The 25,515-nt window shown below is 39.1% G+C and carries 19 protein-coding genes; 7 read left to right on the top strand and 12 right to left on the bottom strand.

Annotation, left to right across the window (positions count from 1 at the left end; genetic code table 11):
- The first annotated feature begins 175 nt into the window (after window positions 1–175).
- From fadI to H4J41_RS09980, 3 genes are all read left to right on the top strand, one after another.
- Complete coding sequence (gene fadI, locus H4J41_RS09990; protein WP_182138288.1) at window positions 176–1,483, top strand: acetyl-CoA C-acyltransferase FadI; 1,308 nt, start codon at window positions 176–178, stop codon at window positions 1,481–1,483.
- Window positions 1,483–3,636 (top strand): fatty acid oxidation complex subunit alpha FadJ, encoded by a 2,154-nt coding sequence (fadJ, locus tag H4J41_RS09985; RefSeq protein ID WP_182138289.1) that lies wholly within the window; start codon window positions 1,483–1,485, stop codon window positions 3,634–3,636. The genes fadI and fadJ overlap by 1 nt, the downstream gene beginning before the upstream one ends.
- 246 nt (window positions 3,637–3,882) lie before the next feature.
- The gene (locus tag H4J41_RS09980) at window positions 3,883–4,086 is read left to right on the top strand and encodes a hypothetical protein (protein WP_182138290.1); all 204 of its coding nucleotides are present in this window, start codon (window positions 3,883–3,885) and stop codon (window positions 4,084–4,086) included.
- 225 nt (window positions 4,087–4,311) lie between these two features.
- Here the strand turns inward: H4J41_RS09980 and H4J41_RS09975 are convergent, their stop codons facing one another.
- From H4J41_RS09975 to H4J41_RS09965, 3 genes are all read right to left on the bottom strand, one after another.
- Entirely contained in the window at window positions 4,312–4,533 is a 222-nt protein-coding gene (locus H4J41_RS09975) for a hypothetical protein (RefSeq protein WP_182138291.1), read from the bottom strand.
- A 177-nt stretch (window positions 4,534–4,710) separates the two neighbouring features.
- Window positions 4,711–9,297: an EAL domain-containing protein gene (locus tag H4J41_RS09970; RefSeq protein ID WP_182138292.1), complete on the bottom strand. Its 4,587-nt coding sequence runs from the start codon at window positions 9,295–9,297 to the stop codon at window positions 4,711–4,713.
- A 196-nt stretch (window positions 9,298–9,493) separates the two neighbouring features.
- Window positions 9,494–12,289 (bottom strand): insulinase family protein, encoded by a 2,796-nt coding sequence (locus H4J41_RS09965; RefSeq protein WP_182138293.1) that lies wholly within the window; start codon window positions 12,287–12,289, stop codon window positions 9,494–9,496.
- A 246-nt stretch (window positions 12,290–12,535) separates the two neighbouring features.
- On the opposite strand from H4J41_RS09965, the gene sixA reads away from it, so the two are divergent.
- Entirely contained in the window at window positions 12,536–13,015 is a 480-nt protein-coding gene (gene sixA / locus H4J41_RS09960; RefSeq protein ID WP_182138294.1) for a phosphohistidine phosphatase SixA, read from the top strand.
- Window positions 13,016–13,091: 76 nt separating this feature from the next.
- On the opposite strand, the gene smrB is transcribed toward sixA, so the two are convergent.
- Window positions 13,092–13,634: an endonuclease SmrB gene (smrB, locus tag H4J41_RS09955; protein ID WP_182138295.1), complete on the bottom strand. Its 543-nt coding sequence runs from the start codon at window positions 13,632–13,634 to the stop codon at window positions 13,092–13,094.
- Between the two features lie 88 nt (window positions 13,635–13,722).
- Between smrB and prmB the strand changes: the two genes are divergently transcribed.
- The 3 genes from prmB (at window position 13,723) to H4J41_RS09940 (ending at window position 17,052) form a co-directional block, all read left to right on the top strand.
- On the top strand, window positions 13,723–14,655 hold the full coding sequence (gene prmB, locus H4J41_RS09950; protein WP_310649837.1) for a 50S ribosomal protein L3 N(5)-glutamine methyltransferase: 933 nt from the start codon (window positions 13,723–13,725) through the stop codon (window positions 14,653–14,655).
- A 96-nt stretch (window positions 14,656–14,751) separates the two neighbouring features.
- Complete coding sequence (gene aroC / locus H4J41_RS09945) at window positions 14,752–15,843, top strand: chorismate synthase (protein ID WP_182138297.1); 1,092 nt, start codon at window positions 14,752–14,754, stop codon at window positions 15,841–15,843.
- Between the two features lie 39 nt (window positions 15,844–15,882).
- The gene (locus H4J41_RS09940; RefSeq protein WP_182138298.1) at window positions 15,883–17,052 is read left to right on the top strand and encodes an MFS transporter; all 1,170 of its coding nucleotides are present in this window, start codon (window positions 15,883–15,885) and stop codon (window positions 17,050–17,052) included.
- Window positions 17,053–17,197: 145 nt separating this feature from the next.
- On the opposite strand, the gene lipA is transcribed toward H4J41_RS09940, so the two are convergent.
- The 8 genes from lipA to rlmH all read right to left on the bottom strand — a co-directional run bounded on the left by lipA (window position 17,198) and on the right by rlmH (window position 25,515).
- Window positions 17,198–18,166: a lipoyl synthase gene (lipA, locus tag H4J41_RS09935; RefSeq protein WP_182138299.1), complete on the bottom strand. Its 969-nt coding sequence runs from the start codon at window positions 18,164–18,166 to the stop codon at window positions 17,198–17,200.
- On the bottom strand, window positions 18,156–18,818 hold the full coding sequence (lipB, locus tag H4J41_RS09930) for a lipoyl(octanoyl) transferase LipB (RefSeq protein ID WP_182138384.1): 663 nt from the start codon (window positions 18,816–18,818) through the stop codon (window positions 18,156–18,158). Before lipB ends, lipA begins: the two co-directional genes overlap by 11 nt.
- Window positions 18,819–18,889: 71 nt before the next feature.
- Window positions 18,890–19,153 (bottom strand): DUF493 family protein YbeD, encoded by a 264-nt coding sequence (gene ybeD / locus H4J41_RS09925; RefSeq protein WP_182138300.1) that lies wholly within the window; start codon window positions 19,151–19,153, stop codon window positions 18,890–18,892.
- Window positions 19,154–19,474: 321 nt separating this feature from the next.
- Complete coding sequence (locus tag H4J41_RS09920) at window positions 19,475–20,662, bottom strand: serine hydrolase (RefSeq protein ID WP_182138301.1); 1,188 nt, start codon at window positions 20,660–20,662, stop codon at window positions 19,475–19,477.
- 264 nt (window positions 20,663–20,926) lie between these two features.
- On the bottom strand, window positions 20,927–21,844 hold the full coding sequence (locus H4J41_RS09915) for a septal ring lytic transglycosylase RlpA family protein (RefSeq protein ID WP_182138302.1): 918 nt from the start codon (window positions 21,842–21,844) through the stop codon (window positions 20,927–20,929).
- Window positions 21,845–21,946: 102 nt separating this feature from the next.
- Entirely contained in the window at window positions 21,947–23,062 is a 1,116-nt protein-coding gene (rodA, locus tag H4J41_RS09910; RefSeq protein ID WP_182138303.1) for a rod shape-determining protein RodA, read from the bottom strand.
- Complete coding sequence (mrdA, locus tag H4J41_RS09905) at window positions 23,062–25,041, bottom strand: penicillin-binding protein 2 (protein WP_182138304.1); 1,980 nt, start codon at window positions 25,039–25,041, stop codon at window positions 23,062–23,064. Before mrdA ends, rodA begins: the two co-directional genes overlap by 1 nt.
- Before the next feature lie 3 nt (window positions 25,042–25,044).
- Window positions 25,045–25,515, bottom strand: a complete 471-nt coding sequence (gene rlmH, locus H4J41_RS09900) for a 23S rRNA (pseudouridine(1915)-N(3))-methyltransferase RlmH (RefSeq protein ID WP_182138305.1) — start codon at window positions 25,513–25,515, stop codon at window positions 25,045–25,047.

Genomic DNA, 25,515 nt, shown 5'->3' with positions numbered 1-25,515 from the left:
ATTGTAGGGTTTTTTCTTTAGCTTTTTAGTTACTTGGTGTGTTCTTGGTATCTTCTTAGTATAAGTTTGCTTATATTTTGAAGCTAATGATTGAATTATTTCTATAGTTGGTTAGAATTATCACAAATCCGAAGAGGTCTGACCTCTTGAGTGTTGCAACAAGATGGAATTAAAAATGACAAAATCAAAATTAATAACCGGCAGTGGAGAGCGCATAGCTATAGTCGCGGGCTTACGTACGCCGTTTGCAAAACAAGCGACGGCTTTTCATGGCGTTCCTGCTGTCGACTTAGGCAAAATTGTTGTCAATGAATTACTACAAAAGCATGACGTTGACCCAAAAATTATCGACCAGTTAGTGTTTGGGCAAGTGGTGCAAATGCCAGAAGCGCCCAATATTGCCCGTGAAATTGTGCTAGGTACTGGGATGAATGTTCATACGGATGCTTATAGTGTTTCTCGTGCTTGTGCGACTAGTTTTCAATCTGCGGTTAATGTTGCTGAGTCAATTATGGCGGGTTTTGTTGATGTCGGTATTGCCGGTGGTGCTGACTCTTCGTCTGTTGCGCCCATTGGTGTCTCGAAGAAATTTGCTCGCACTTTATTAGATTTAAGTAAAGCCCGCTCATTTGGAGCAAAAATGGCGCTTATTCGCCAGCTTAACTTTAAGGATATATTACCTGTACCTCCGGCTGTTGCCGAATATTCTTCTGGTTTGTCAATGGGGCATACCGCAGAACAAATGGCAAAAACACATGGTATTACCCGTGAAGCACAAGATGCATTAGCGCATCGCTCACATACCTTAGCCACGAAAAGCTGGCAAGAAGGTAAGCTAGCCGGTGAGGTGATGACCGCGCATAGCGAACCCTACAAGTCATTTATCGAGAGAGATAATTGTATTCGTGAAAACTCAGAGCTAGCCAGTTATGCAAAATTACGCCCCGTTTTTGATCGCAAACACGGTACGGTAACAGCGGCGACAAGTACGCCGCTAACCGATGGCGCTTCGGCCATTTTAATGATGCGTGAAGGTCGAGCTAAAGAACTCGGTTATAAACCTTTAGGCTACATTCGCAGTTACGGCTTTGCCGCGATTGATGTTTGGGAAGATATGCTAATGGGGCCAAGTTATGCTTCGCCAATCGCCTTACAGCGTGCCGGCATGAATTTAGCCGATGTAGATTTAATTGAAATGCATGAAGCCTTTGCGGCACAGGCGTTGGCCAACGTGAAAATGTTTGCCAGTAACAAGTTTGCTCAAACGCATTTAGGGCGTGATAAAGCCATTGGTGAAATCGATATGGACAAATTCAATGTCATGGGTGGTTCGTTAGCCTATGGTCATCCGTTTGCGGCAACAGGTACTCGATTGATTGTACAAACATTGAATGAATTAAACCGTCGTGGCGGCGGTGTTGGCTTAACCACAGCTTGTGCAGCTGGTGGTTTAGGCGCGGCTATGATTGTGGAGACAGATTAATGACTGATGTAACAAATAGTGAACAAGCAGAAAATAATAAAACCTTTAGTTTAGCTCGCCAAGAAAATGGTATAGCGCATTTGATCATGGACGTTAAAGGCGACTCTATGAACACTTTGAAAGCTGAATTTTCTGATGAAATAGCGGAAATATTAAAAGAGATACGCGAAGACAAGTCAATTACTGGCTTAGTATTAGCCAGTGGTAAAGCGGATTCGTTTGTCGCTGGTGCTGATGTGCATATGTTGGCCAATTGTACTTCTGCTGCACAAGCCACGGCTTTGTCACGTCAAGGGCAAATGATTTTTGATCAACTGGAAAACTTATCAATCCCGGTTGTTGCTGCAGTGCATGGCGCTTGTTTAGGTGGCGGATTAGAACTTGCTATGGCGTGTCATGCCATCGTTTGTAGTGACAGTTCAAAAACCGCCCTAGGCTTGCCTGAAGTGCAATTAGGTTTACTGCCAGGTGGTGGTGGCACACAACGATTACCCAAACGTGTTGGTATTCAAAAGTCATTAGATATGATGCTAACCGGTAAGCAATTACGTGCTAAGCAAGCATTAAAATCGGGCTTGGTAAATGATGTAGTGCCGCAGAGTATTTTGCTGAAAACTGCAGAGCAGCTGGCGCTTTCTGGCAAGGTAAAACCTAAAGCTCGCCAATTATCCATAATGGATAAGTTACTTGAAGGTAACAGCGTAGGCCGAAATGTTTTATTTTCTAAAGCGACAAAAATGGTATTAGGTCAAACTAAAGGTAACTACCCTTCGCCTTTAAAAATAATTGACTGTATTCGTGCCGGTGTTGAGCAAGCTGCTTCAAAAGGTTATCAAGTGGAAGCTGATCATTTTGGTCAATTAGTGATGAGTGATGTTTCTGTTCAGCTTAGACAACTATTTTTTGCGACCACAGATATGAAAAAAGAGCAGGGAGTTGAAGGTGTGGCGCCTAAAAAAATAACTAATACCGCAGTGCTTGGTGGCGGTTTGATGGGTGGAGGTATCGCTTTTGTCACAGCAACAAAAGCTAAATTACCTGTGCGGATAAAAGATATTTCAAATCAAGGTATCAGCCATGCCTTAAAATATGGTTATGATTTGTTAAACAAAAAAGTTAAACGCCGTTTTATGCGTCATAGCGAAATGCAAAGTCAATTAGCGCTAATAACTGGTACGACAGAATATACTGGTTTTGGCAATGTTGATCTTGTTGTTGAAGCGGTGTTTGAAGATTTAACCTTAAAACAAAAAATGCTGGCGGATATTGAAAGCCATTGTAAAGAAGGTACTATTTTCGCCAGTAACACTTCAAGCTTGCCAATAGGCCAAATAGCAGAGCACGCTTTACGACCTGAAAATGTTATTGGTCTACATTACTTTTCACCGGCTGACAAAATGCCGTTAGTGGAAATTATCGCCCACGATAAAACCTCTGATCAAACTATCTCGACTACCGTCGCATTTGCCAAGCAGCAAGGCAAAACACCGATTGTGGTAAAAGATAAAGCTGGTTTTTATGTTAACCGTATTTTAGCGCCTTATTTAAATGAAGCCGCGACGTTATTGCTTGAAGGTTGCTCTATTAAAGCGCTTGATAAAGCTATGGTTAAATTTGGTTTTCCCGTTGGACCTATGCAACTATTAGATGAAGTGGGTCTTGACGTTGGTGCTAAAATCGGTCCAATTCTACAAGCAGAATTAGGGGATAGGTTTGCTCCACCAACGGCATTCTCTAAATTAATTGATGATGGCCGTTTAGGTAAAAAAACTAAAAAAGGCTTTTATCAATATAATACTAAAAGTAAGAAAAAATTAGTCGATGAAAGTGTATACGCCTTGCTAGGGCTTAAGGTTAGTAATACCACGGTTACTGACGCACAAGCTGAGCGCTGTGTTTATATGATGCTTAATGAAGCAGCTCGTTGTTTAGATGAAGATATTATCCGCAATGCCCGTGACGGCGATATTGGCGCTATTTTTGGTATAGGCTTCCCGCCTTTCCTTGGTGGACCCTTCAAATATATGGATAAGATTGGCGCGGCAACTTTAGTGAGTAAATTAACCCAATGGCAAGCTGAATTTGGTGAGCGATTTACGCCTTGTGATGCCTTAGTGAAAATGGCAGAGCAAAATGAAAGCTTTTATAATTAGCCTATACTCTGGCTAACATTACCTTGTGCGGTATTTATTTACCGCTAAGGTAGTGATAATTAATTTACTAAGGGGCAATTTATTGCCTCTTTTTTTATTTTTTTTTGAAATAGGGGGCTATTAATTTGAGATAATAAGCTCACAATAAAATACATAGTTTTTGAATAATTACTCTAAACTTGTTAAAATAACTAGGCGTGTTGGTTTTTTTACTTTTCAAGTCTAATTTTTCAAAGTGAGTAGAGCATGATTTTGTTATTCAGCGGGGTATTAAGCGTTGTTTTTTCTTTGTTTTTTTATTGCCAGGCCATCAGTAGTGGCTTAGGTATAAAGCGATGGGCAATAGCCGGTTTAATGTTTGGTCCTTTTGTTTGGCCCATGTTCTGCATGAAAAAACGTGTAAAGATATACCAGCGTTTTGGTTTTGATTGCTTGTTATTTCCAGCATAATAAAAAATATAGCCTGTTTTAATGTCAGTAACTTTTAATTTATAAAGACGCTAACTTCCTTGTAGCGTAGTGTCTAATAATCTTTATAAAAATCAACAGGCTTTATAAGGTCTTAATTCCACCAAGTACTTGCAGGCATTTCTTTTATTTCGATGCTTGCCGCAATAGTGTTTTCAGTCTTCGCAGTCATAAATAATGATTTAATTAAATTAATCATAAAGCCTCCTATATGCGAACTTGGGTGCGTCTGGTGCCAATACGAACTTGCGTACGTCTTGTGCCAACTGCATCAACCGTCAATTCTTGAGTGTTGATGCGAACTTGCGTACGTCTTGTGCCAACTTCATCAACCGTCAATTTTTGAGTGTTGATGCGAACTTGAGTACGTCTTGTGCCAACTTCTTCAATTGTGAATGTGTCAACATTTGCAGCAGGAGTGGTAGACATTGCAAAAGATAAAATTAATGAACTAAGCATGGTATTCCTTATTGTTATTAAATTAAATTAAATTAAATTCAACAAGAATAAAGCGAAAATCGTGCCAATAATAAAAGTCTTAATTTACAAGGCTCTTAACACGTTTTTTACATAAAAATTACAGCGTCATAAAGTTGACGACTTTATTTAAATGGCATTTTTTCCAAATGAAGTAGATTTATTGGCAATTTGAAAAGAAAGCAAATACTTTTGGAAGTCACCTTTAGGTAGCGGTTTACTATAAAGGTAGCCTTGTAATTGCTCGCAACGTAAGCCAGACAAAAAGCTCAATTGCTGATTGGTTTCAACGCCTTCTGCGACCACTTGCATACCTAGGTTATGCGCGATAGTCACTATTGTTGCCACCATATTCCGTCCTTGCTCTGAGGTTTCTATATCATCAACAAAAGCTTTGTCTATTTTTAGCGTATTTAAGGGGAATTTTTTCAAATAGGCCAGTGAAGAATAACCCGTACCAAAATCGTCCAGTGATAAATGGATGCCCATCGCACGAATTTGTAACATAGTATCAATCGCTTTTTGTGGTGAGTCCATTACCGTGCCTTCAGTGATTTCTAGCTCAAGATATTTTGCCAGTAAGCCACTTTCTTTTAACGTATCAGCAATCATTGCCACCAAATTTGGTTGGGTAAACTGCACCGCCGAAAGGTTAACCGCCACACGTCCGTCAAAAAGTCCGGTATCGACCCACTTTTTAGTGGCAAAGCATGCTTTGCGCAAAACTATCTCACCAATATCTATAATTTGCCCTGTTTCTTCTGACACAGGGATAAAGACGACTGGGCTTATTATGCCTTTATTCGGTGTTTCAAAGCGAACTAAGGCCTCCATACCTGCTATTTTTCCTGTTGCAATCTCGATTTTTGGTTGATAAAAAACCGAAAATAAATCTTCTTTTAATCCGTGCCGAATTAAGCTTTCTATTTGCAGGCGTTTAACGGCGGTTTTATTCATTGAGTCGCTGAAAAATTGGTATTTATTACCACCCGTATTTTTCGCATGGTACATGGCCGTATCGGCATTTTTAAGGAGCTCTTGTGGACTCGCGCCATCTTCAGGATAAATTACGATGCCAATACTACTATAAAGCACAATTTCTTGGCTTTTAAGCCTAAGCGGTAGTGCAATAGCTTTTAAAACTTCTTTAGCGATGTGGGTGATGGTATGAAGATCATTGGTGTTCTCAACAATTAAACTAAATTCATCGCCACCTAAACGATAAACCGTATCTTGATTTCGGCCTAGAACTTTAATGCGTTCGGCCACTTTGCATAGCAAAACATCGCCAACTTCATGACCTAATGAGTCATTTACTTTTTTAAAGTTATCTAAATCAAACACCAGTAAGGCATGTGGGACTTTACTGCTCACTAATTTTTGTTGATTGACTTGAAAATAAGCACGATTCGGTAACCCAGTTAGGGTGTCGGTATTGGCAAGTTTTCTTAATTCTGCTTCTGTTTGCTTGCGCTTGGTTATATCAGAAAAAACGCCGACAAAGTGCGATATATTGCCACTGTCGTCACGAATTATATCGATATTAAAGTCAGTTGAATAAATCTCGCCATTGTCACGTTTACTTTTTATTTCACCGTGCCAATTACCTTTGGTCATTAAATGTTGTTTAACCTTTTGATTAAAGCTATCAGGATATTGATCAAAATTAAGTAAAGTCCCTTGCATTTGTAACTTATTTTTACCGGTTATATTTTGAAATGCTTGATTGATATCTACGACAGTAAATTGACGGTCATAAATAACAATCGCGTCTGAAATATTCTCGATACATTTTGCAAAAAGTTTTAAACGCTCATCGGCGCGTTTAATTTGACTAATATCTTTTAAGGTCCCTGTCATTCGGCTAGGTTTGTTTTTTTCGTCTCGTTCAACAATTTTTCCACGGTCGAGCACCCAGATCCATTTTTCGTCTTTATCTTTAACACGATAGGTCGCCTCAAAGTGTTCGCTATTGTCTTCCATATGCTGGTTTAAAGCTTCCCGTACTCGTGGGATATCGTGTTGGTGAATATTGGTTTGATCTGCTCCAACATTGCGCTTACCATCTTGCGGGAATTCTAAAACTCCCCATATATTTGAGCGAAATATTTTTCCACTTTTAATGTTCCAATCCCACATTTCATCACCGCTGCCCCAAAGAGATAGCTTCAGACGTTCTTCACTTATCTTTATTTGTAGGTGATAAAGACGCTTATGGCGTATCTGTTGCAATATGTAGGCGAAGATTAATAGCGCAATAAGGCTATAGAAAAATATGGCGCTAGTTGACAGCCACCATGGCGGCATTATGGTAATATTGAGCGTTTTTATTGCACTTTCTTGCTTGTTTTGTAAATCGTATGCTTGTACTTCAAAGGTATAGTCACCGGGGCTTAAATTGGTGTAGGTGGCACGTAGGTTATTTTTACCCGCATCAATCCAATGCTTTTCTAGCCCTGTAAGACGATATCGATACTTTAAATGGCCTAATAATTTAACATTAGGTGTTATGAACTCAATACTAAATGGAGATTGGCTATGTGTTAAGTTTAGTTCCTTCAAAATATTAGGTGATCTAGTCAGAGTAAAAGGTGCCCCTGCTCGATTAATCTCTACATTTGAAATACTGATTTCTTTATTGGCAACTAAAATGTCAGTAAGGTAAGGTGCTGATAATTTTTGCTCTATGGCAAGTAACTCTCTGGGGATAAATGAATGAAAACCATAGATCCCACCAAAATAGATTATGTCGTTACTTGTCAAAATAGCGCTATCACTCATGAATTCATTATTATCTAAAAGCAGGTCTTGATTGAATGACTTTACTATATTGTTTTTTGGGTCAACCGTATTTACTCCCCGATTGGTTGATACCCAAGCAATCTGTTGATTATCTATAATAATGTCGGCTATGAAGTTATTACTTAACTGCTTACTTTCGTTTATGATTGATATCGACTCAGACTTTTTATTAATAATTGCAATACCCTGTCCTCTGGTCCCAAGCCAAATCCAATCCTCTGATAAGCCAATACTTGTTATGCTACCCAATTGTAAATTTGAAGGAATACTTGTAATTGTGTTAGAAAAACTTTCTGTTGAAATACTGTAATATAATACTTGCTTATCTTCAGTAACTAGCCACAACTTGTCATTATTATCATATTTTATTGCAGTGAAATGTTTTTTATTTTCGCCTTGTATTTCTCGTAGGTTATTGTTTTTTAAGTTAAAAGATGATAGATTTTTTGTTTTATCAATAAACCACAATTGCTCATTTGCAAGTATTAAATCACTAAAATCATTATATGTTGACTTTTTTTGCCATGCTTTATGTTCAGTCAGTTTTTCTGTTATTGTTTGATAATAATATAAGTGTCCAGGTTCAGAAGGTGTACTTTGCTCTGTTTTTAACCAAAAATTATCTTTTTCATCAACAAGTAGATGAAAAATGGGTTGGTCATTTTTCATCTTAGCTTGATGAATTTTACCAAGTTTATCAATTTTATTGAGTTGGCCATCGTCGGTCGTAAACCAAACGGTCCCATCAGATGTTTCGGCAAAGGCATATACTGCTTGACCTGAATTATTATAATCAAATAAACCGTGGTGGATTTTTAATTGTAAAGAGCTGAAGGTATTAATACCACCACCATTGGTACCAATCCACATTTTGTCAGAGCTGTCTTTAAATACTTTCAAAATAAGGTCGAACGATAAAGAGTTTTCATGTGGTGTACTTTGATAGGCCGTAATTTCACCAGTAAGCAAGTTGATACTATTCAAACCGTTTGGTGTCCCCAGCCAGATAGTTGAATTATCAAGTTGTGCTATAGAACGAACTTTGTTTGAAAGAATTTTATTTGAACTGTCTAAATTGTTCGCATTGTATTGTTTAATGACTTTGTAATCTTTTGAAACGATATAAAGTCCATTATCGGTCGCTAACCAATATTGGTTATCAATAAGCTTTAGATCATAAAGAGCATTTGCTTTGAGCTTTAAATCCCATTTATTGTCCTCGCTTAAAGAAATAGCGAATGAGAGTGCACTATTGGCTAAATATATCCCTTTATCATAAGTGCCAAGCCAATAATTACCTTTGTTGTCTTGAAAGATGGTTTTAATTTCTCTTAAAGCCGAATCAAAACCTCGAATTCTTATTCGAGAGAAGTTTTTATTGTTTTGGTCGTATTTATGTAGACCCTCTTTGGTGGATACTAAAATATCATTTTGTTGGTCTTGATAAATGTCCCAAATTTCGTTGTCTTTGAGCGAGTTACTGTCGTTGGTTTTATGAAAGAAGTTGTCAAAACTGTCTAATGCTTCGTTGTAACGGCTTAATCCTTCGTTTGTTCCAACCCACATTATATTTTGCTTATCTATAAAAAGTTTGCGAATGAAGTTGCCAGCAATAGAGCTTTTATCGGTACTGTCGTGACGATAATAAACGAAGTTTTTGCCATCATAACGATTTAAACCGTCTTGTGTAGCTATCCATATAAAGCCATTGTTGTCTTGTATAATATCGTAAACATAGCTCTGTGATAAACCTTCGGCAATTGAGATGCGTTCAAATTTCAGTGGGGGGGTATTAATATTATTTTCTGACGCTAAAATTTTGCCATAAGGGTACAGGAGAGTCACTAGAGCCAAGACAGCAAACATGGCACGAAATTGAGAAATTAATTTTTTTTTGAAAAAAAGCAAAAGCACTAATACAACCCTTTTTAGTTAAACCTATACCTTAATGATTTAGCTTATTAGGTATGCCATATATTTTGATTATTTCTGGATGCTACGCCCTATTACAATGGATGTGAGGAACTAAGTCAATCTTTGCTGTTATTGTGTCGGCATTGTGTGGTGATATTCCGGTTATTAATATATTCACTTGTTTGTATCGGCTAACTTAATATTTTCTTTGACATTTTTTTAATAAAAATTCGATATTGTCATTAATGGTTACATTCTTGGTCATTTTATCTAACTGTGTTTTGTTTTCATAACTTAATAACGACAAGCGATCTTTTAGCTCTGCGCCATTAAAATATTGTTGGATAAATTCAGCTACATTATCTATTGAGATAGTTTTAATCATTGCAATGAGTTTTTGCTTTTGGTCAAAAGAGGCTTCTTTATTACAAATAGCGGCCCAGTAACGCTGACTTTTAATTCTCAAGTTCGTATCATTTTCTTGTAACTGACTTGCTAGGCCAAATTGTAAATGCTGCCAGTGCTCAGCAGGCAAGTTTATAATGTAATTATTTGTTCGAGCGATAAAGTCATTCATGGCCTCTGTTAAGGTTACTGAATCGGTGTGCGGCGATTGAATATAAAAAGCAATGCCTGGGTAGCAATTAATCGGTATAAAACCGACACCAACCAAATAGCCATATTGTTTTTCTGTGCGCATTTCTTGGAAGAAAATAGGCGACAATAATTGATTAGTTAACATGGTTAACGCGATTGTGCGCAAATCTTTATTTGGCATGGGGTAATAGAGTAAAGCGGCGTGATCATGCTCTGGTAACTCCATTGTTAGTGTTAATGGGCCTAGGCCCTGAAGATCTAGACATGGAATTTCAACTTGGTTATCTTGAGATAACTTGCCATCAAAAACTTGTTTAACCTTGGTCATAATATGGTCAGCAGATTGTCGGGACCAATTGCCATGAATGAGTAAATTGACCGCGGTGTTTTCAAAAATATGGGCTACAAAATTTGTAAACGTTTGAAACGATATCTTCTCTAGGGCATTAATTAAACTTTGGTTACTGGGGCTTTTGGGTTGCATTGTGGCGCTAAGGTTGGCAAATAGTTGTGAAATTGATTTGCTGTTTTCTGCATTTTGCCAGTGACTGAGCAGTTCTTGCTTAAATAATGCGAATTTATTCGGACAAAATTTTCCCTGCATTAAACTAGCTAACAATAGCGGCAATAGTTTTTCTTGTTTTGTACTAATACCTGATAATTTTAGCGTTAGGCCACTCTGATGAGAATATAGGTGATAGTGAATGCCCGCTAATTCGGCGTTGTAGTGCTCCTCAATAACAGCGTCGCTGTAAAGGTCAATAAATAAACGTGTCATTGCTATCGTGCTAGCACTTTCTATTACGGCTGGAGAGTCTATAGAGAGATAGATATAGCCTTTAGGGGTATTAAAACTAGTGTCATGTTTAAACCAAACATTTAAACCATTTTGCTGACAAATCTTTTTGGGCGGTGTCAGCGGGCCATTTTCTGTATTATCATTTTTGATCAGCTTAGGCCGGGACACTATATAAGGGTTTTTACTGGGTAAAAAAAGCGCGTTTATCTTGGGGGCATTTTGCCATTGTTCAATTTTCTCGGGTTTAATATCCTTGACCGAGTAGGGAACTTGATACCATTTACTGGTGTTGATATGGGGCTGTTGAGGAACATTTTTATCGATAGAAATAATGCGGATGTTAGTCGCAACCATTAAGCCAAGTAAGGTATTTAGTGTTGATTGATTTTGACCTTCCATAACGTAATCACCGAAAATATAATCTTGCTCTGGATAATGTTGCATATTGATCACAAGTTGGCTGACAGAGTTCAGAGGTGATAGTTTTTCTTGGTAAGAAAATGATAACTCAGCTAAGGCTTTTTTTTCTTGATAATACTGTTGATTAATTGGTGCTTGCTTAAGTAAATTTAGATATGAAAATACGATACTGACAATGGTAGTGATGTGCTGTGTACCTAATTCAGAAAGTGAGATACTAATATTGAAATCTTTAAAATTAGAGCCATTTATGCCTGAGCCAGCCGTTAAAGCCAGCGCCCATTGTTTACTTTTTAATAATGATAAAATGCTACCCGGACCTTCATGACCAATTAAGTAGGCCAGAATAGCTTCAGGCTTTTGACGATAAAATTGATCAATACTTGGCATGGCAAAGCTAATGATCAGTTGTTGATCGTTTTTAACTGGCTGCACTGTGATCAATTTTTGTTGATGCTGGGCCAAGTAAAGCGGCTCACTAATTTTTGTTTTAGCCATGCCATTAGTGTTGATTTTAGAGAAATGTTCATGGGCTAAATTTTCTAATTCGGTGAGCGTTTGTGGCCCTTCTAACACTAAGGTCATAAAATGTGCTTGATAATGCTTTTGAAAAAACTCACACAACTCATCGCGTAAATTGTAACCGACTTTATCGGCTAAGGTCTCACTGCTACCGACAGAAAACTTTGCGAAAGGGTGAGCTTGATTAATGGTTTCTTTGTGAACGTCGTAAAGCCGTCGAATATCGTCTTTAAGCTTGAGTTTGAATTCGGCGTCAATGTTCTTGCGTTCTTTGTTAACAAATTCTTCAGATAATAACGGCATAGTAAAAAACTCGCCAAAACGTGCTATTGCCGCGCTAAAATGTTGATAACCTATATCAAAGAAAAAACAGGTATGTTCTGTTGCTGTCCAAGCGTTATTACTACCACCATGTTGATTAATAAATTTCTGATATTCACTGCCATCAGGAAAGTTTTTGGTGCCAAGAAATAGCATGTGCTCAAGAAAATGAGCAAGTCCCTGTCGATGATTAGGATCATCAAAATGACCCACGTTAACGGCTAAAGCAGCGGCAGATTTATTTGATTCAGGGTTATGGATTAATAAAGCTCTTAAGCCATTGCCTAAGGTGATGGTTTGATAGTGTTTAGCGTCATTCGGGCTTTGTTTCACGGTTACTCCCGCACAATTTATGCTGTTGCTCGGCGTGGCTATGCTCTATTGATAATCTTTCTAAATTACCTTAAGGAATAAGGTGAGTCCATTTTATTCTTATTAGATGTTATAAAAAGCTAAACAATTCGTTTACTATAGCCAAAATTATTGAGAACTAGGGCTAAACCACTTGAATATATAAGATTCATCTTGTTTAGACCTACAATCAACAATATTGAAAATTGTGTTGAAATTAAGGTGTTTATGCAAATTTTTGTTATGCGTCACGGACAAGCTAAAATGATTGCGCCGTCTGATGCACTCAGACCGTTAACTGAAAACGGCGTCAAAGAAGCTAAAATTATGGGACAATGGTTATTAGAAAACAGTCTTTCATTTGATTGTGTTTTTGTTAGCCCATATTTACGCGCGCAACAAACGGCAGATGCCGTGATTAGCCAATTAGGCAATGTATGTAAAAGGCAAACCTTAAGTATTATTACACCAGAAGATAGTGCTAAAGATGTTCATGATTATCTTGATGCCGTTTGCGCTGTTGAGCAGTACCAGAAAATATTATTAGTGTCACATATGCCTTTGGTAAGTTATTTGGTCGCCGAATTGAGCAGTGATAACACTATGCCGATATTTCAAACGGGCTCGGTAGCGCAAATTGACTATGATACCGACAAAATGCATGGCGAGCTTATTCGCTTAATGTCACCTAATCAAGTCGTCAGTTAATGAAGCTTTCAGTTAATGAAGTTCGGCGCTAGGTTGCCATGATGTTTTTGAGATTATGGCTCGTTAAGTGTTTTGGTTAATCAATACTAAACTTGTCTTTTAATTCGACTAAAACCAGTATGGCGCCATTGCCACCCCATTCCAATGGCGCTTGATGAAAGGCCATCACATCAGGGTGTTGTACTAACCAGTGCGGCACTTTATTTTTCAATATGCGGCCACCTAAACCATGAACAATACAAACACATTGTGCATGCTCTTTTTCACAAGCGGCAAGCAATGCGGCAATTTCACGTTTTGACTGGTAAAGATCAAGGCCGTGTAAGTCTAAAATTAAGTCTGGGGCGTATTGACCACGGCGTAAATTTTTAGCTTCAAAACTATCAACGCCATCACGAACGTACTTTAGAGGACCATTAAGATTCAGCGCGGGTTCAAATTCATCAGAGAAATGAAACTCAGCCAAGGCTTTTTTATCTTTTTGTTTTGCTAAAGTCGTTTTCTGCTTGCTGCTTCTTTTTGCCGGGTGTATTCTGTCCTGCACCATAGGTTTTACCTTACCTATGGTATCTTTAAATAAATTTATTTCTTCCACATTAAGTGCGTCTTTAGATTTCATTTGCGAAGTTTAAAAACATCGACGAACAATAACAAGTGAAAGTATAATAATAAAAACAAGTGTTATGATAATAAAACCTGAGGAAAGCGTGGGAATAATAAATTTTGTAGAGGTAAGCGAACAGTTACATACCGTTAATGATTATGTGCGTTTTGGTGCGAGTCAGTTTAATCAGGCTGAGTTGTATTTTGGCCATGGTACAAACAATGCCTGGCATGAAGCGCTTATTTTGGTGATGCATCAACTGGCTTTACCGCAAGAAATATCCAATGATCTTATGCAATGTCGTTTGGTATCCCAAGAGCGAATAGCGATTTTACACTTGTTTGAGCGGCGAATGGTTGAAGGGCTACCTGCAGCATATCTAACTAATCAAGCAATGTTTTGTGGCTTGCCCTTTTATGTTGATGAGCGTGTGCTAGTGCCACGCTCACCCATAGGTGAGTTAATCGATAATAAATTTGCCGGTTTAATTGATCATGCGCCAAAGCAAATTTTAGATTTATGTACCGGTAGTGGTTGTATTGCTATTGCCTGTGCTGTTGCGTTTCCTGAAGCAGAAGTTGATGCAGCCGATCTTTCTATTGATGCACTCAATGTCGCACAAATCAATATTGAAGGTCATGGTTTATCAGCACAAGTTATGCCAATTGAATCTGACGTTTTTTCTGGGCTCGTAGGGCAAGGTTATGATTTAATAGTGACAAACCCGCCTTATGTTGATCAAGAGGATGTCGATGCATTGCCGCAAGAGTATTTACATGAGCCAGTAATGGGCTTAGGCAGTGGTTTTGATGGCTTAGATATCGTAAGACAAATTTTGGCGCAAGCCGCGAGTCATCTGCATGATAATGGCGTGTTGATTTGTGAAGTGGGCAATTCACAAATCCATTTAAGTGCTGCTTTCCCCAATGTGCCATTTCAGTGGTTGGCGTTTGAACGAGGTGGTCATGGCGTGTTTCGTTTAACTAAAGCACAACTAGAAAATCATCAGCAAGATTTTCAGACAATAAATAATTAATACCCAACAAGCTGCCTAGCGTAGTTTGTTGGGTACTCTGATACCAATTCATTAAGGCATTTGGTATATCATCATTTTTTACGGGTAAGATTCATTATGTCAGGTAATACTTTTGGTAAGTTATTTACAGTTACTTCATTTGGTGAAAGCCACGGGTTAGGCTTAGGGGCCATTATTGATGGTTGCCCTCCAGGCTTAGAGCTTAACGAAGCTGATTTACAGCACGACCTTGATCGACGCCGACCGGGTACATCGCGTTTTACCACCGCGCGCCGAGAAGCCGACGAAGTCAAAATAATGTCAGGTGTTTTTGAAGGTAAAACTACCGGCACACCTATTGGTTTATTAATTGAGAATACCGACCAACGTTCGCAAGATTACGGTGATATTGCCAAGACATTTCGTCCTGGACATGCGGATTATACTTACTGGCAAAAATATGGCATTCGTGACTATCGTGGTGGCGGTCGCTCTTCGGCGCGTGAAACTGCGATGCGTGTGGCAGCGGGTGCAGTAGCAAAAAAATATTTAAAACAGAAATTTGGTATTACTATTCAAGCTTGTGTCACCCAGATTGGTGACGTATGTGCTGAAAATATTGATTGGAATATTGTTGAAGAAAATCCGTTTTTCTTTCCTGATGCGAATAAACTTGAACAATTAGATGAATTATTACGTGGCATTATGCGTAAAAAAGACTCTATCGGCGCTAAATTGATGGTAGTAGCGAATAATGTGCCTGTGGGTTTAGGTGAACCTATTTTTGATCGTTTAGATGCGGATATTGCCCATGCCTTAATGGGCATTAATGCTGTGAAAGCGGTAGAAGTTGGCGACGGTTTTGCTGTTGTTAATCAAAAAGGCTCTGAGCACAGAGACGAGTTAACCCCTGAGGGTTTTGCGTCAAATCATGCGGGTGGTGTTTTAGGTGGCATATCTTCAGGCCAACCTATTGTTGCGTCGATTGCATTAAAGCCAACCTCTAGTATCGGTGTTAGTGGTAAAACCGTTGATCTTGCGGGTAAGTCTGCTGACATTGTGACTAAAGGCCGTCATGATCCTTGTGTCGGCATTCGCGCAGTACCGATTGCTGAAGCTATGTTAGCCTTGACCTTGATGGATCATTATTTGAGACATCGTGCACAAAATATGGATGTGATTTGTCAAACGCCAGATATTGAACGTTAAGCTTGCGGGTAAATCCCCAAGCGATGGTAGCCTAACCTAATGGCTTCAAAGCAATTCATACGTTTGTCGACAAATTATTTTTGGTATTTTGGTCTCTTAGGTTTAATCGTGCCTTTTTTAGCGGTATTCCTTGATGACAGAGGTTTTACTTCGCTAGAAATTGGTGAAATATTAGCGGTGATCACCGCAACAAAAATAGTAGCGCCGTCATTATGGGCGCAGCTTGCTGACAAGTCAGGTCAACAACTAACGATAGTGAAAGTAGGGGCATTGCTGTCGTTGTGTTGTTTTAGTTTGATTATTTGGACATTCAGTTACTGGCCATTAATGTTTAGTTTGGCCATGTTTAGCCTCTTTATTACCTCAATATTACCGCAAATTGAAGTGATGACCCTGAACTCTATTCGCAAAAGTGCGAAAATATATGCCCGTATTCGTTTATGGGGCAGTATCGGTTTTGTCATTGTTGCTATGCTCAGTGGTGAACTCATTGAGCGTTATTCTGCCGAAGCCTTTAGTTATATTGGTATGGTCATATTAGCAGGGCTTTTTATATCGACACTGCTCAACAAGCAACCTCGAATAGCTAAAAAAACCTCCCTTGATAATGTCTCTATTAAAGCCAAAGTGTTCAACCGTAACTTTTTGTTATTCTTTTTTGCCGGCTTAATGTTGCAAATGAGCTTTGGGCCTTATTATGTGTTTTTTGCTTTATACCTTAAAAATTTAGCTTACTCAGGCTTTTTAATTGGTATTTTTATCGCTATTGGTGTGGTTGCTGAAATTGGGGTTTTTGTTTTTGCCGCTATTTTCTTTAAGAGTTTTTCGCTAAAAACGTTAATTAGCATGAGCATATTATTGACGGCATTTCGCTGGTTTATTGTCGGACATTTTGCCAATAGCGATATGGCATTGGCATTCTCCCAACTGATCCACGCGCTAAGTTTTGGTTTATACCATAGTGCCAGTATTAGCTTTATTCAACAGCACTTTAACGCGAACCAACAAAGCCGAGGGCAGGCGATTTATATCGGTGGTGTTTATGGTGTTGGTGGTGCGATTGGTGCCTATGTAGCTGGCTTATTATGGCAAGAGGGTATTGGCGCCGTGATAACCTTTGATTTTGCGGCGATTACCGCCCTAATTGGCGGGATTTTAGCGCTATTTTTGCGTAATAAACCCATTGAGCGAAAAGTTAGCCTACCTTAGAATGATCGATTATTTATTTCAATGATTATAAGTTAACCGTTTTACTTTGCTGTAACGAAAAAGCTAGCCATTTTATCGGCTAGCTTTTTTGATTTTGCCTAGTTAAGGTTAATTAACTAGGCAGTATGTACTTAGGCGGTAGGTACTATTTTACTTCTTCACCAGCGGCTTGTTTATCAGCATGGTAGCTAGAACGTACAAGTGGACCACATGCGGCGTGATCAAAGCCCATTTTATCTGCTTCACGTTTAAACATAGCAAAGTCATCTGGGTGAACGTAACGCTCGACCGGTAAATGATGTTTACTCGGTTGTAAGTATTGACCAATAGTTAACATGGTAACGCCATGAGCACGTAAATCCCGCATCACTTGAAGAATTTCTTCGTTAGTTTCACCTAAGCCAACCATTAAACCAGATTTAGTCGGTACACTTGGGTTCGCCTCACCAAATTTTTTCAATAGATCTAATGACCATTGGTAGTTAGCGCCTGGGCGAGCTTTGGTATATAAACGCGGTGCGGTTTCTAGGTTGTGATTGAAAGTACCCGGTGGATGGGTATTTAAAATTTCTAAAGCACGATCCATACGGCCACGAAAATCAGGGACTAAAATTTCTACTTTAGTATGTGGTGAATGCTCGGCAATTTCGGTAATACAATCAACAAATTGTTGGGCGCCGCCATCACGAAGGTCATCGCGGTCAACAGAAGTGATCACTACGTATTTCAGCTTCATGTCTTTTAGCGTTAAGGCTAACTTGCGCGGCTCTTCTTTATTTACCGCCATTGGGCGGCCATGGCCAACATCACAAAATGGACAACGGCGGGTACAAATATCACCCAAAATCATAAAGGTTGCTGTACCGTTATTAAAACATTCTGATAAATTTGGGCATGACGCTTCTTCACAAACAGAATGTAAATTATGTTTACGTAGTGCTGCTTTTATACTATCAATACGCTCTGAACTTTTTGGCAGTTTAATGCGTAACCAATTAGGTTTTCTTAGCATGGTTTCGCGCTCAGAAGTCATAACCTTAATAGGAATATGCGCCATTTTTTCGGCATCGCGTAGTTTAGTGCCTGGAGTAATTTGTGATGATTTAGTGGTCATGTATTGTTTCCAATCCCGTTTGATAAGATAAATGCTGGGTGTTTAATAACTCACTTAGGTGTTTAACCAATGAGTCACCCGCTTGATCTACTGTGGCAGGGCCTTGTAAATCGATTGTTTGTATCATTTCTAAGCCTTGGTAACCGCAAGGGTTAATGCGTAGAAATGGTGATAAGTCCATATTAACATTTAATGCCAAACCATGAAATGAGCAGCCTTTACGTACTCTAAGACCTAAAGAGGCAATTTTTTTATCTTCAACATAAACACCGGGTGCGTCAGGCTTTGCTTTTGCCGTAATGCCAAAGTCTGCCATTGAGGCTACTATGCCATCTTCAATTAGCGTAACCAGTGTTCTTATGCCCATTTTTCTTCGACGTAGATTGATCATAAAGTAGATCACTTGTTGGCCAGGGCCGTGATAGGTGACTTGCCCGCCACGATCTACTTTTACCACTGGAATATCTCCAGGCATAAGTAGGTGTTCATCTTTACCTGCTTGTCCTTGAGTAAATATTGGCGGATGCTCTACCAGCCAAAGTTCATCAGCAGTACTTTCGTCTCGATTATCGGTGAAATTTTGCATGGCATGCCAAACATCGACGTAGTCGAGGTTATTCAGTTGCCGAATAATCAATGTGTTTTTCAAAATACATCTCTATAGGTTTTATTGCGGGTATTATAGCTAAATAATAATGTGAATACACCGGATAAGAAGTAGGGTCAAAGCACGTAACGTACTTGCTCAATGGCGTTCAAGGTCTTATATATTGTTTCAATATGTTCTTTACTGGTAACCGTAACAACCACTGAAATTGAATGATAATTTCCTTTCGAGCTTGGTTTTACCTTTGGCGCATAATCACCAGGCGTGTGTTTTTGCAACTCACCAACCACTAGGTCTGGTAATTCGTCACACGCGATACCCATGACTTTAAAGTTTAGTACGGTGGGGAAATCTAATAATTCATCAAATTTAGTATTCATTTTATTCTCTTAATCGGTAAAGAAACCCATATGCTGTAGGTGGTTTAATCATGACTAGCATATTCGAGTTAGTGGTAAATAAACCAATCCATGTGGTAATAATTTAAGCGGCTGAATGTGCCAATTGGTGATATTTTAACACTATTTGTTACGAATGTGACCAGTCGAGGCTAGTTATTGGATATAAATGAGGGGGAGATTAACTAATATCAATGTTTGGTGATGGTTTTATTTTCTAATACAGCTGAATTAAAGCAGAAAACTTAGCCTAGGCTAAGTTTTCTGTGCAGTTTGATATAACCAATAAAACAGTGATTAAAACTAGTTAATAAATTGCAGCTTTACATAGTCGATCAATTTATTAAACAGGCTACCTTCTTGAACTTCTTGTAGCGTTACTAATGGGTATTGGGCAATATCTTCACCGTCGAGTTGTAAAAACAATTTGCCTACTACTTCACCTTTTTGCAGTGGCGCTGTAAGTTGCTTGTCTAACTCAAAATTTGCTTGTAAGTTTTTACGTTGACCACGAGGAATGGTAATTGGGGTATTAACCATAATACCTAAGTCAACTTCTTTGCGATCGCCCATCCAAACTCTATCACTAACAAATTTTTCACCGGCTTTATAGGGGGTGTATGTTTCGTAAAAACGGAAACCATAGTTCAGTAGTTTTTTACTCTCTACTTTACGAGCGCGCTCGCTGTCTGTACCCATAACGACACTGACTAAGCGCATATCGCCTTTAGTAGCCGATGTGACTAAACTATAGCCTGCTTGTGAGGTATGGCCGGTTTTTAAACCGTCAACATTCATACTTTTATCCCACAATAAACTATTGCGGTTATATTGTTTAATGTTGTTATAAGTAAAAGACTTTTGGCGATACAACTTGTACTCATCGGGTACATCACGAATAAGGGCAATGGCCAGTGTTGCCATATCACGCGCTGTGGTTTTGTGTTCTTTGCTGTCTAAGCCATGACTGTTTTCAAAAAAGCTACTATACATGCCTAATTGTTCAGCGTGGGCATTCATTAATTGGGCAAATGCACCTTCACTACCGGCAATATGTTCAGCCATAGCAACACAGGCGTCATTTCCTGATGCAACGATAATACCTTGATTTAACAAGCTTACTGATACTTCTGTACCCACTTCAATAAACATTTTTGATGACTCAGGGAAGTTTTTTGCCCAAGCTTTTTCGCTAATTTTAACGGGGTCATCATTATTGATATTACCATTATCTAGCTCTTTACCTATGATGTAACTAGTCATCATTTTGGTCAAGCTTGCTGGCGCAAGTAAAATATCGGCATTACTTTCTGCAATAACCGTACCCGTGGCATAATCTATTAAAATGTGGCCTTTAGCACTTACTTCTGGAGCGGGTGGGATAATAGTTTGTGCATGAGAAAGGGAGCAAACACTTAATAATACAGAGCCTAAAACAGTTAATAACTTTATCGGTTTTTTAGGTACTCGAGTAACTTTGATTTGGGGCATAATTGTCCTACAGCGCTATCATTTAATGGAAATTATAAAAACATTTAATGGAAATTATAAAAATTTTGTGCAGTATAACATTTTTCTTTTTTAATACTAATCAGTGCTACCATCAATTTGTTACCTTTGATGAATTTTGCTAATTATTTGTCTACGTTCAGTCGTAGTAATATGACTTGTTCGTTAAACATATTCGCTAAAAAATAACGGTTAACCTTAGGGCTTAATATTTTACTCGTGCATAAAAGCTACTAGTGAATAAAGTTACTGGCGAATAAAAGCTTTAGGGTAACCATCTGCTTTAATGGCTAACAATAACCTAGATAATTCATCACTGCGCTCTATCGGACCAACAAGCACACGAAAAATTCCATTTATTTGTTCTAATAGGGTATTTATTTGATGCTGTTTAATTAATCCCTTGGCAAGTTTAGTCGCTTGAGTATGACTTCTACTAGCAAATACCTGAATATATTGTGCTATAGGTGTAACCTTTAATAGTGATGGTGTCACTGTTTCAAGCTCAATTTTTCTCGTGGCTATTGTTTCAGTTGCGACTGAAAGCCTTGTTTTTGGCAAAGGCTTGATTGTTTTTGCGTTATCTGTGGGGCGCTGATTGCGGGCCTGAAGTTTGGCTAAACCATTAAGCGTAAAATCAGTGATTGCTGTAATGGTTACATTGGCAGTACCTGTTTTTAGCATATCGAGCTTATAGGCGGCACTGTATGACAAATCAATAATACGGCTTTGATGAAAAGGGCCACGGTCATTAACTCGAACAATAACAGATAGCCCATTGCTATTATTAACAACCCTTAAATAGCTAGGTAAAGGTAAGTTCTTATGGGCGGCACTCATGGCATACATATCGTAAATTTCGCCATTCGAGGTTAAATGACCATGAAACTTTCGACCATACCAAGAGGCCGTTCCGGCTTGACTAAAATTTTCTGCACTGTTTAATACTTGATAGTTTTCACCGCGTACTTGATAGTGTTTATTACCACCAAGGCTAAAGGCTTCAGCTCGCGGCGTAGCATCATGAAGTTCGCTAGCGGTAGGTAAGCGGCTGGGTGTACTGTCATTTTTTTGTTGGTAGCGACCATAGTTAGCGCTACAAGCCGAGACAAGTATGATCAATACACATAGGTATATAGGGTGGTTGATGTTTAGTTTCGCCATAAATATCAGTAGACTCTATTATTATTTACGTCAATCGTTTATTCGGTGATTTTTTATACGCTATTATTCCATGCGCTATTATTTAATACGCCATTCTTTTTGCTAGATATTAAATCTTCTATGGGTGCTTATTGCCATAAGCATGCCAAATCCTGCCATTAATGTCACCATTGATGTGCCACCGTAACTAATTAAAGGTAGGGGTACACCCACCACAGGCAATAAACCAGAAACCATGCCGATATTAACAAATATATACACAAAAAATGTCAGTGTTAAGCTGCCAGCCAAAAGCTTAGTAAAGGCATGCTGAGCATTGACCGCAATCCATAAGCCGCGCATAACAATGGCCAGATATACTGTTAACAATAAGCCTACACCAATTAAGCCAAATTCTTCACTAAATACCGCAAAAATAAAGTCAGTATGGCGCTCAGGTAAAAACTCTAGTTGTGATTGGGTACCTTGTAACCAGCCTTTACCCTGTATACCACCGGAGCCGATGGCAATTTTAGATTGAATAATATGGTAGCCTGAGCCAAGTGGATCTTGTTCAGGATTTAAAAATGTTAGTACTCGTTGTTTTTGATAAGGTTTCATCAAAAACATCCATAAAACTGGCGCAAATGCAGACGCTAAACCAACACAGGCCCCGATAAGTTTCCAACTGGCACCCGCAAGAAATATTACAAAGATGCCTGAGCTTGCGATCAGTAAAGACGTGCCTAAGTCAGGTTGTTTAGCAATGAGCAGTGTGGGTATTAAGACTAAAATAAAAGCGATGATTATTTTAGATATTTTGATTGGTAAATCGTATTGACTAACATACCAAGCGATCATGATAGGCATGATAAGTTTCATAATTTCAGAGGGTTGAAACTTGGTAAAGCCAAGGTCTAACCAACGTTGAGCACCTTTGCCAACATGACCAAATAGTAGTACGGCACTTAATAGCATTAAGCCGATAATGAAGACAGGCACCGCCCATCTTCGATAAGACAAGGGTGGGATTTGCGCAACAATAAACATCACAAATAATGCTAAGCCAACACGCTTTGCATGTCTTATTAGCACGGCAGACTCTTGCCCACCTGCACTGTAGACAACAAATAATCCCAGTGTTAGTAAGATTAAAATTCCGATTAATAATGGCAGGTCAATATGTAAACTTTGCCATAAAGTGCGCTCTTGGTGTTGATCATGTCCGGTATTACGCACTAGGGATTACCTGCTGTATTTTTAATTTTTTGATGAAAATCCTTGCTATGATGTGGATGCTTGCGCGGGTCTTTACTGATAATTTCGCGATCACCAAAATACTGATCCATAATCTGGCGTGCAACCGGTCCGGCATTGGTACCACCACCACCTTCAGCAACATTCTCTATGGCAACCGCAATCACTATTTCAGGGTTTTCGTACGGAGCAAAGGCAATGAACATGGCATTGTCACGTTTACTTTCTTTAACTTGACTCGCATCGTATTCTTCACCTTGTTCGATGTTAGCGGTTTGTGCCGAACCCGTTTTACCTGCCGCGTCGTATTTACTGCCTTTAAATGCGGCATAACCGGTCGCGCCAAATTTTTGCACGGTATTATGTAAACCGTCTAAAACCAGATCCCAGCTATGTTGGTCTTTTAAGACGATAGGCTGTTTTTCATCAACAACATATTCAGTGACAATGGTTTGCGCTGTGCTAGCATCTTTGTCGTGAACAACCACTTCAGTGGTTGCTTTTAATAAGTGTGGCACCTTAATCTCACCCTTGTTGACTAGAATAGATAAGGCTTGTGATAATTGCAGTGGTGTGACTGACCAGTAACTTTGACCAATACCTACCGATAGGGTTTCACCCGTATACCAAGGTTTATTATAACGGGCTCTTTTCCATTCGATACTGGGCATAATTGCACGACTTTCTTCGTGTAGGTCAATACCAGTATATTCACCGAAGCCGAACTTTCTCATCATTTGACTAATACGGGTAATGCCTAATTTATAGGCTAAATCGTAGTAATAAACATTACAAGACTGCTCTAACGATTTAGATAAACCGACTTTGCCATGGCCCCATTTTTTCCAGTCACGTCGCTTAGTTTCTATCCCGGGCAGTTGATAAAATCCGGGATCATAAATTTCTGTTTCTGGCGTAATGACCCCCGCGTCTAAACCCGTAATAGCTAATAACGGTTTAATCGTTGAAGCGGGTGGGTAGCCTTGTAATGTTCTGTTAAGTAAGGGTTTGTTGCTTTCTGGGGCTAAAAGTCTTTTATATTTTTTGCTGCTAATACCATGCACAAACAAGTTGCCATCAAAACTTGGGTTTGAATACATAGCAAGCACGCCACCGTCTCTTGGGTCAATGGCGACAATCGCACCACGTTTACCCGAAAGCGCCCTTTTTGCGATCATTTGTAGCTCAATATCCAAGGTTAAGGTCAGGTCTTTACCGGGAATGGGTGGGGTAAAGTCTAAGGTACGAATGATCCGACCTTGGTTGTTAATTTCTACTTCTTGGTGGCCAATGGTGCCGTGTAAAATGTCTTGGTAATAGCGTTCTAATCCGCGTTTACCAATATTGCGCGTAGCGGCATAGTTTTCAGCTAAACCTTGCTGTTCTAGCGCGAGTGAGTCTCTACCATTAATACGCGCGACATAACCCAGTGAGTGGGTGGTTAACTCAGCAAAAGGGTAATAACGCTTTAAACGTGCATCAATAAAAAACCCCGGGAATTTATGCTGATTGACCGAAAACAAGGCGACCTGTTGCTCGCTTAAGCGTGAATAAAGCTCTATCGGTTTAAAACGACGTTTACTCTTCATTGCTTGCAGTAGTTTGTCTTGTTTTTCTTGGCTTATATCTAACAGTTGGCTAACTGCTGACAAGCGATTTTTAATGTTATTTACTTGCTCGGGGATCACTTCTAAGCTGTAAACGGGGGTATTGTCAGCCAGTAAAACACCGTTTCTATCGTAGATTAAGCCTCTATTGGGCGCGACAGGTAAGAGTTTAATACGGTTAGAGTTTGAGCGTGTTTGGTATTTTTGATATGAGCTAACTTGAAGATTATAAACATTACTAAATAACACTAATGAAAGTATGATGATACCCGCAAAGGTGATGAAGGTACGGCGGGCAAATAAATTGGCTTCAGCGCTATGATTTCTAATAACAACACGTTTTTTGGGTGCCATTATTTATTCTCTATGATAAGGGTGATTATTATTGATTGACCAAGCACGATAGAGGCTTTCAGCCACAACAATTCGCACCATAGGGTGTGGTAAGGTCAGTGGTGACAATGACCACTTTTGCTCAGATGCCTGAATGCAAGCAGGTGCTAACCCTTCAGGTCCACCAACTAAAAGCGCAACATCTCGGCTATCTATATGCCAACGTTCCAGTTGTTTGGCAAGATCAGGAGTGGTCCAAGGCTTGCCTTCTACTTCTAACGTAACAATGCGATTACCTTTTGGAATAGCCGCTAACATTAGCTCACCTTCTTTTTCAAGAATGCGGGCAATGTCTGCATTTTTACCGCGTTTCCCTGGTGAAATCTCCACTAGATGGAAACTCATATCACGAGGAAATCTACGGCAATATTCGCTAAACCCTTGGCTAACCCAAGCGGGCATTTTATTACCAACGGCATATAAGGTAATGCGCAT

This window comes from Colwellia sp. MB3u-45, assembly GCF_014077005.1.
GTDB lineage: Bacteria > Pseudomonadota > Gammaproteobacteria > Enterobacterales > Alteromonadaceae > Cognaticolwellia.
The sequence above is the reverse complement of the archived record's forward strand: the minus strand, read 5'-3'. Positions and strand labels throughout refer to the sequence as shown.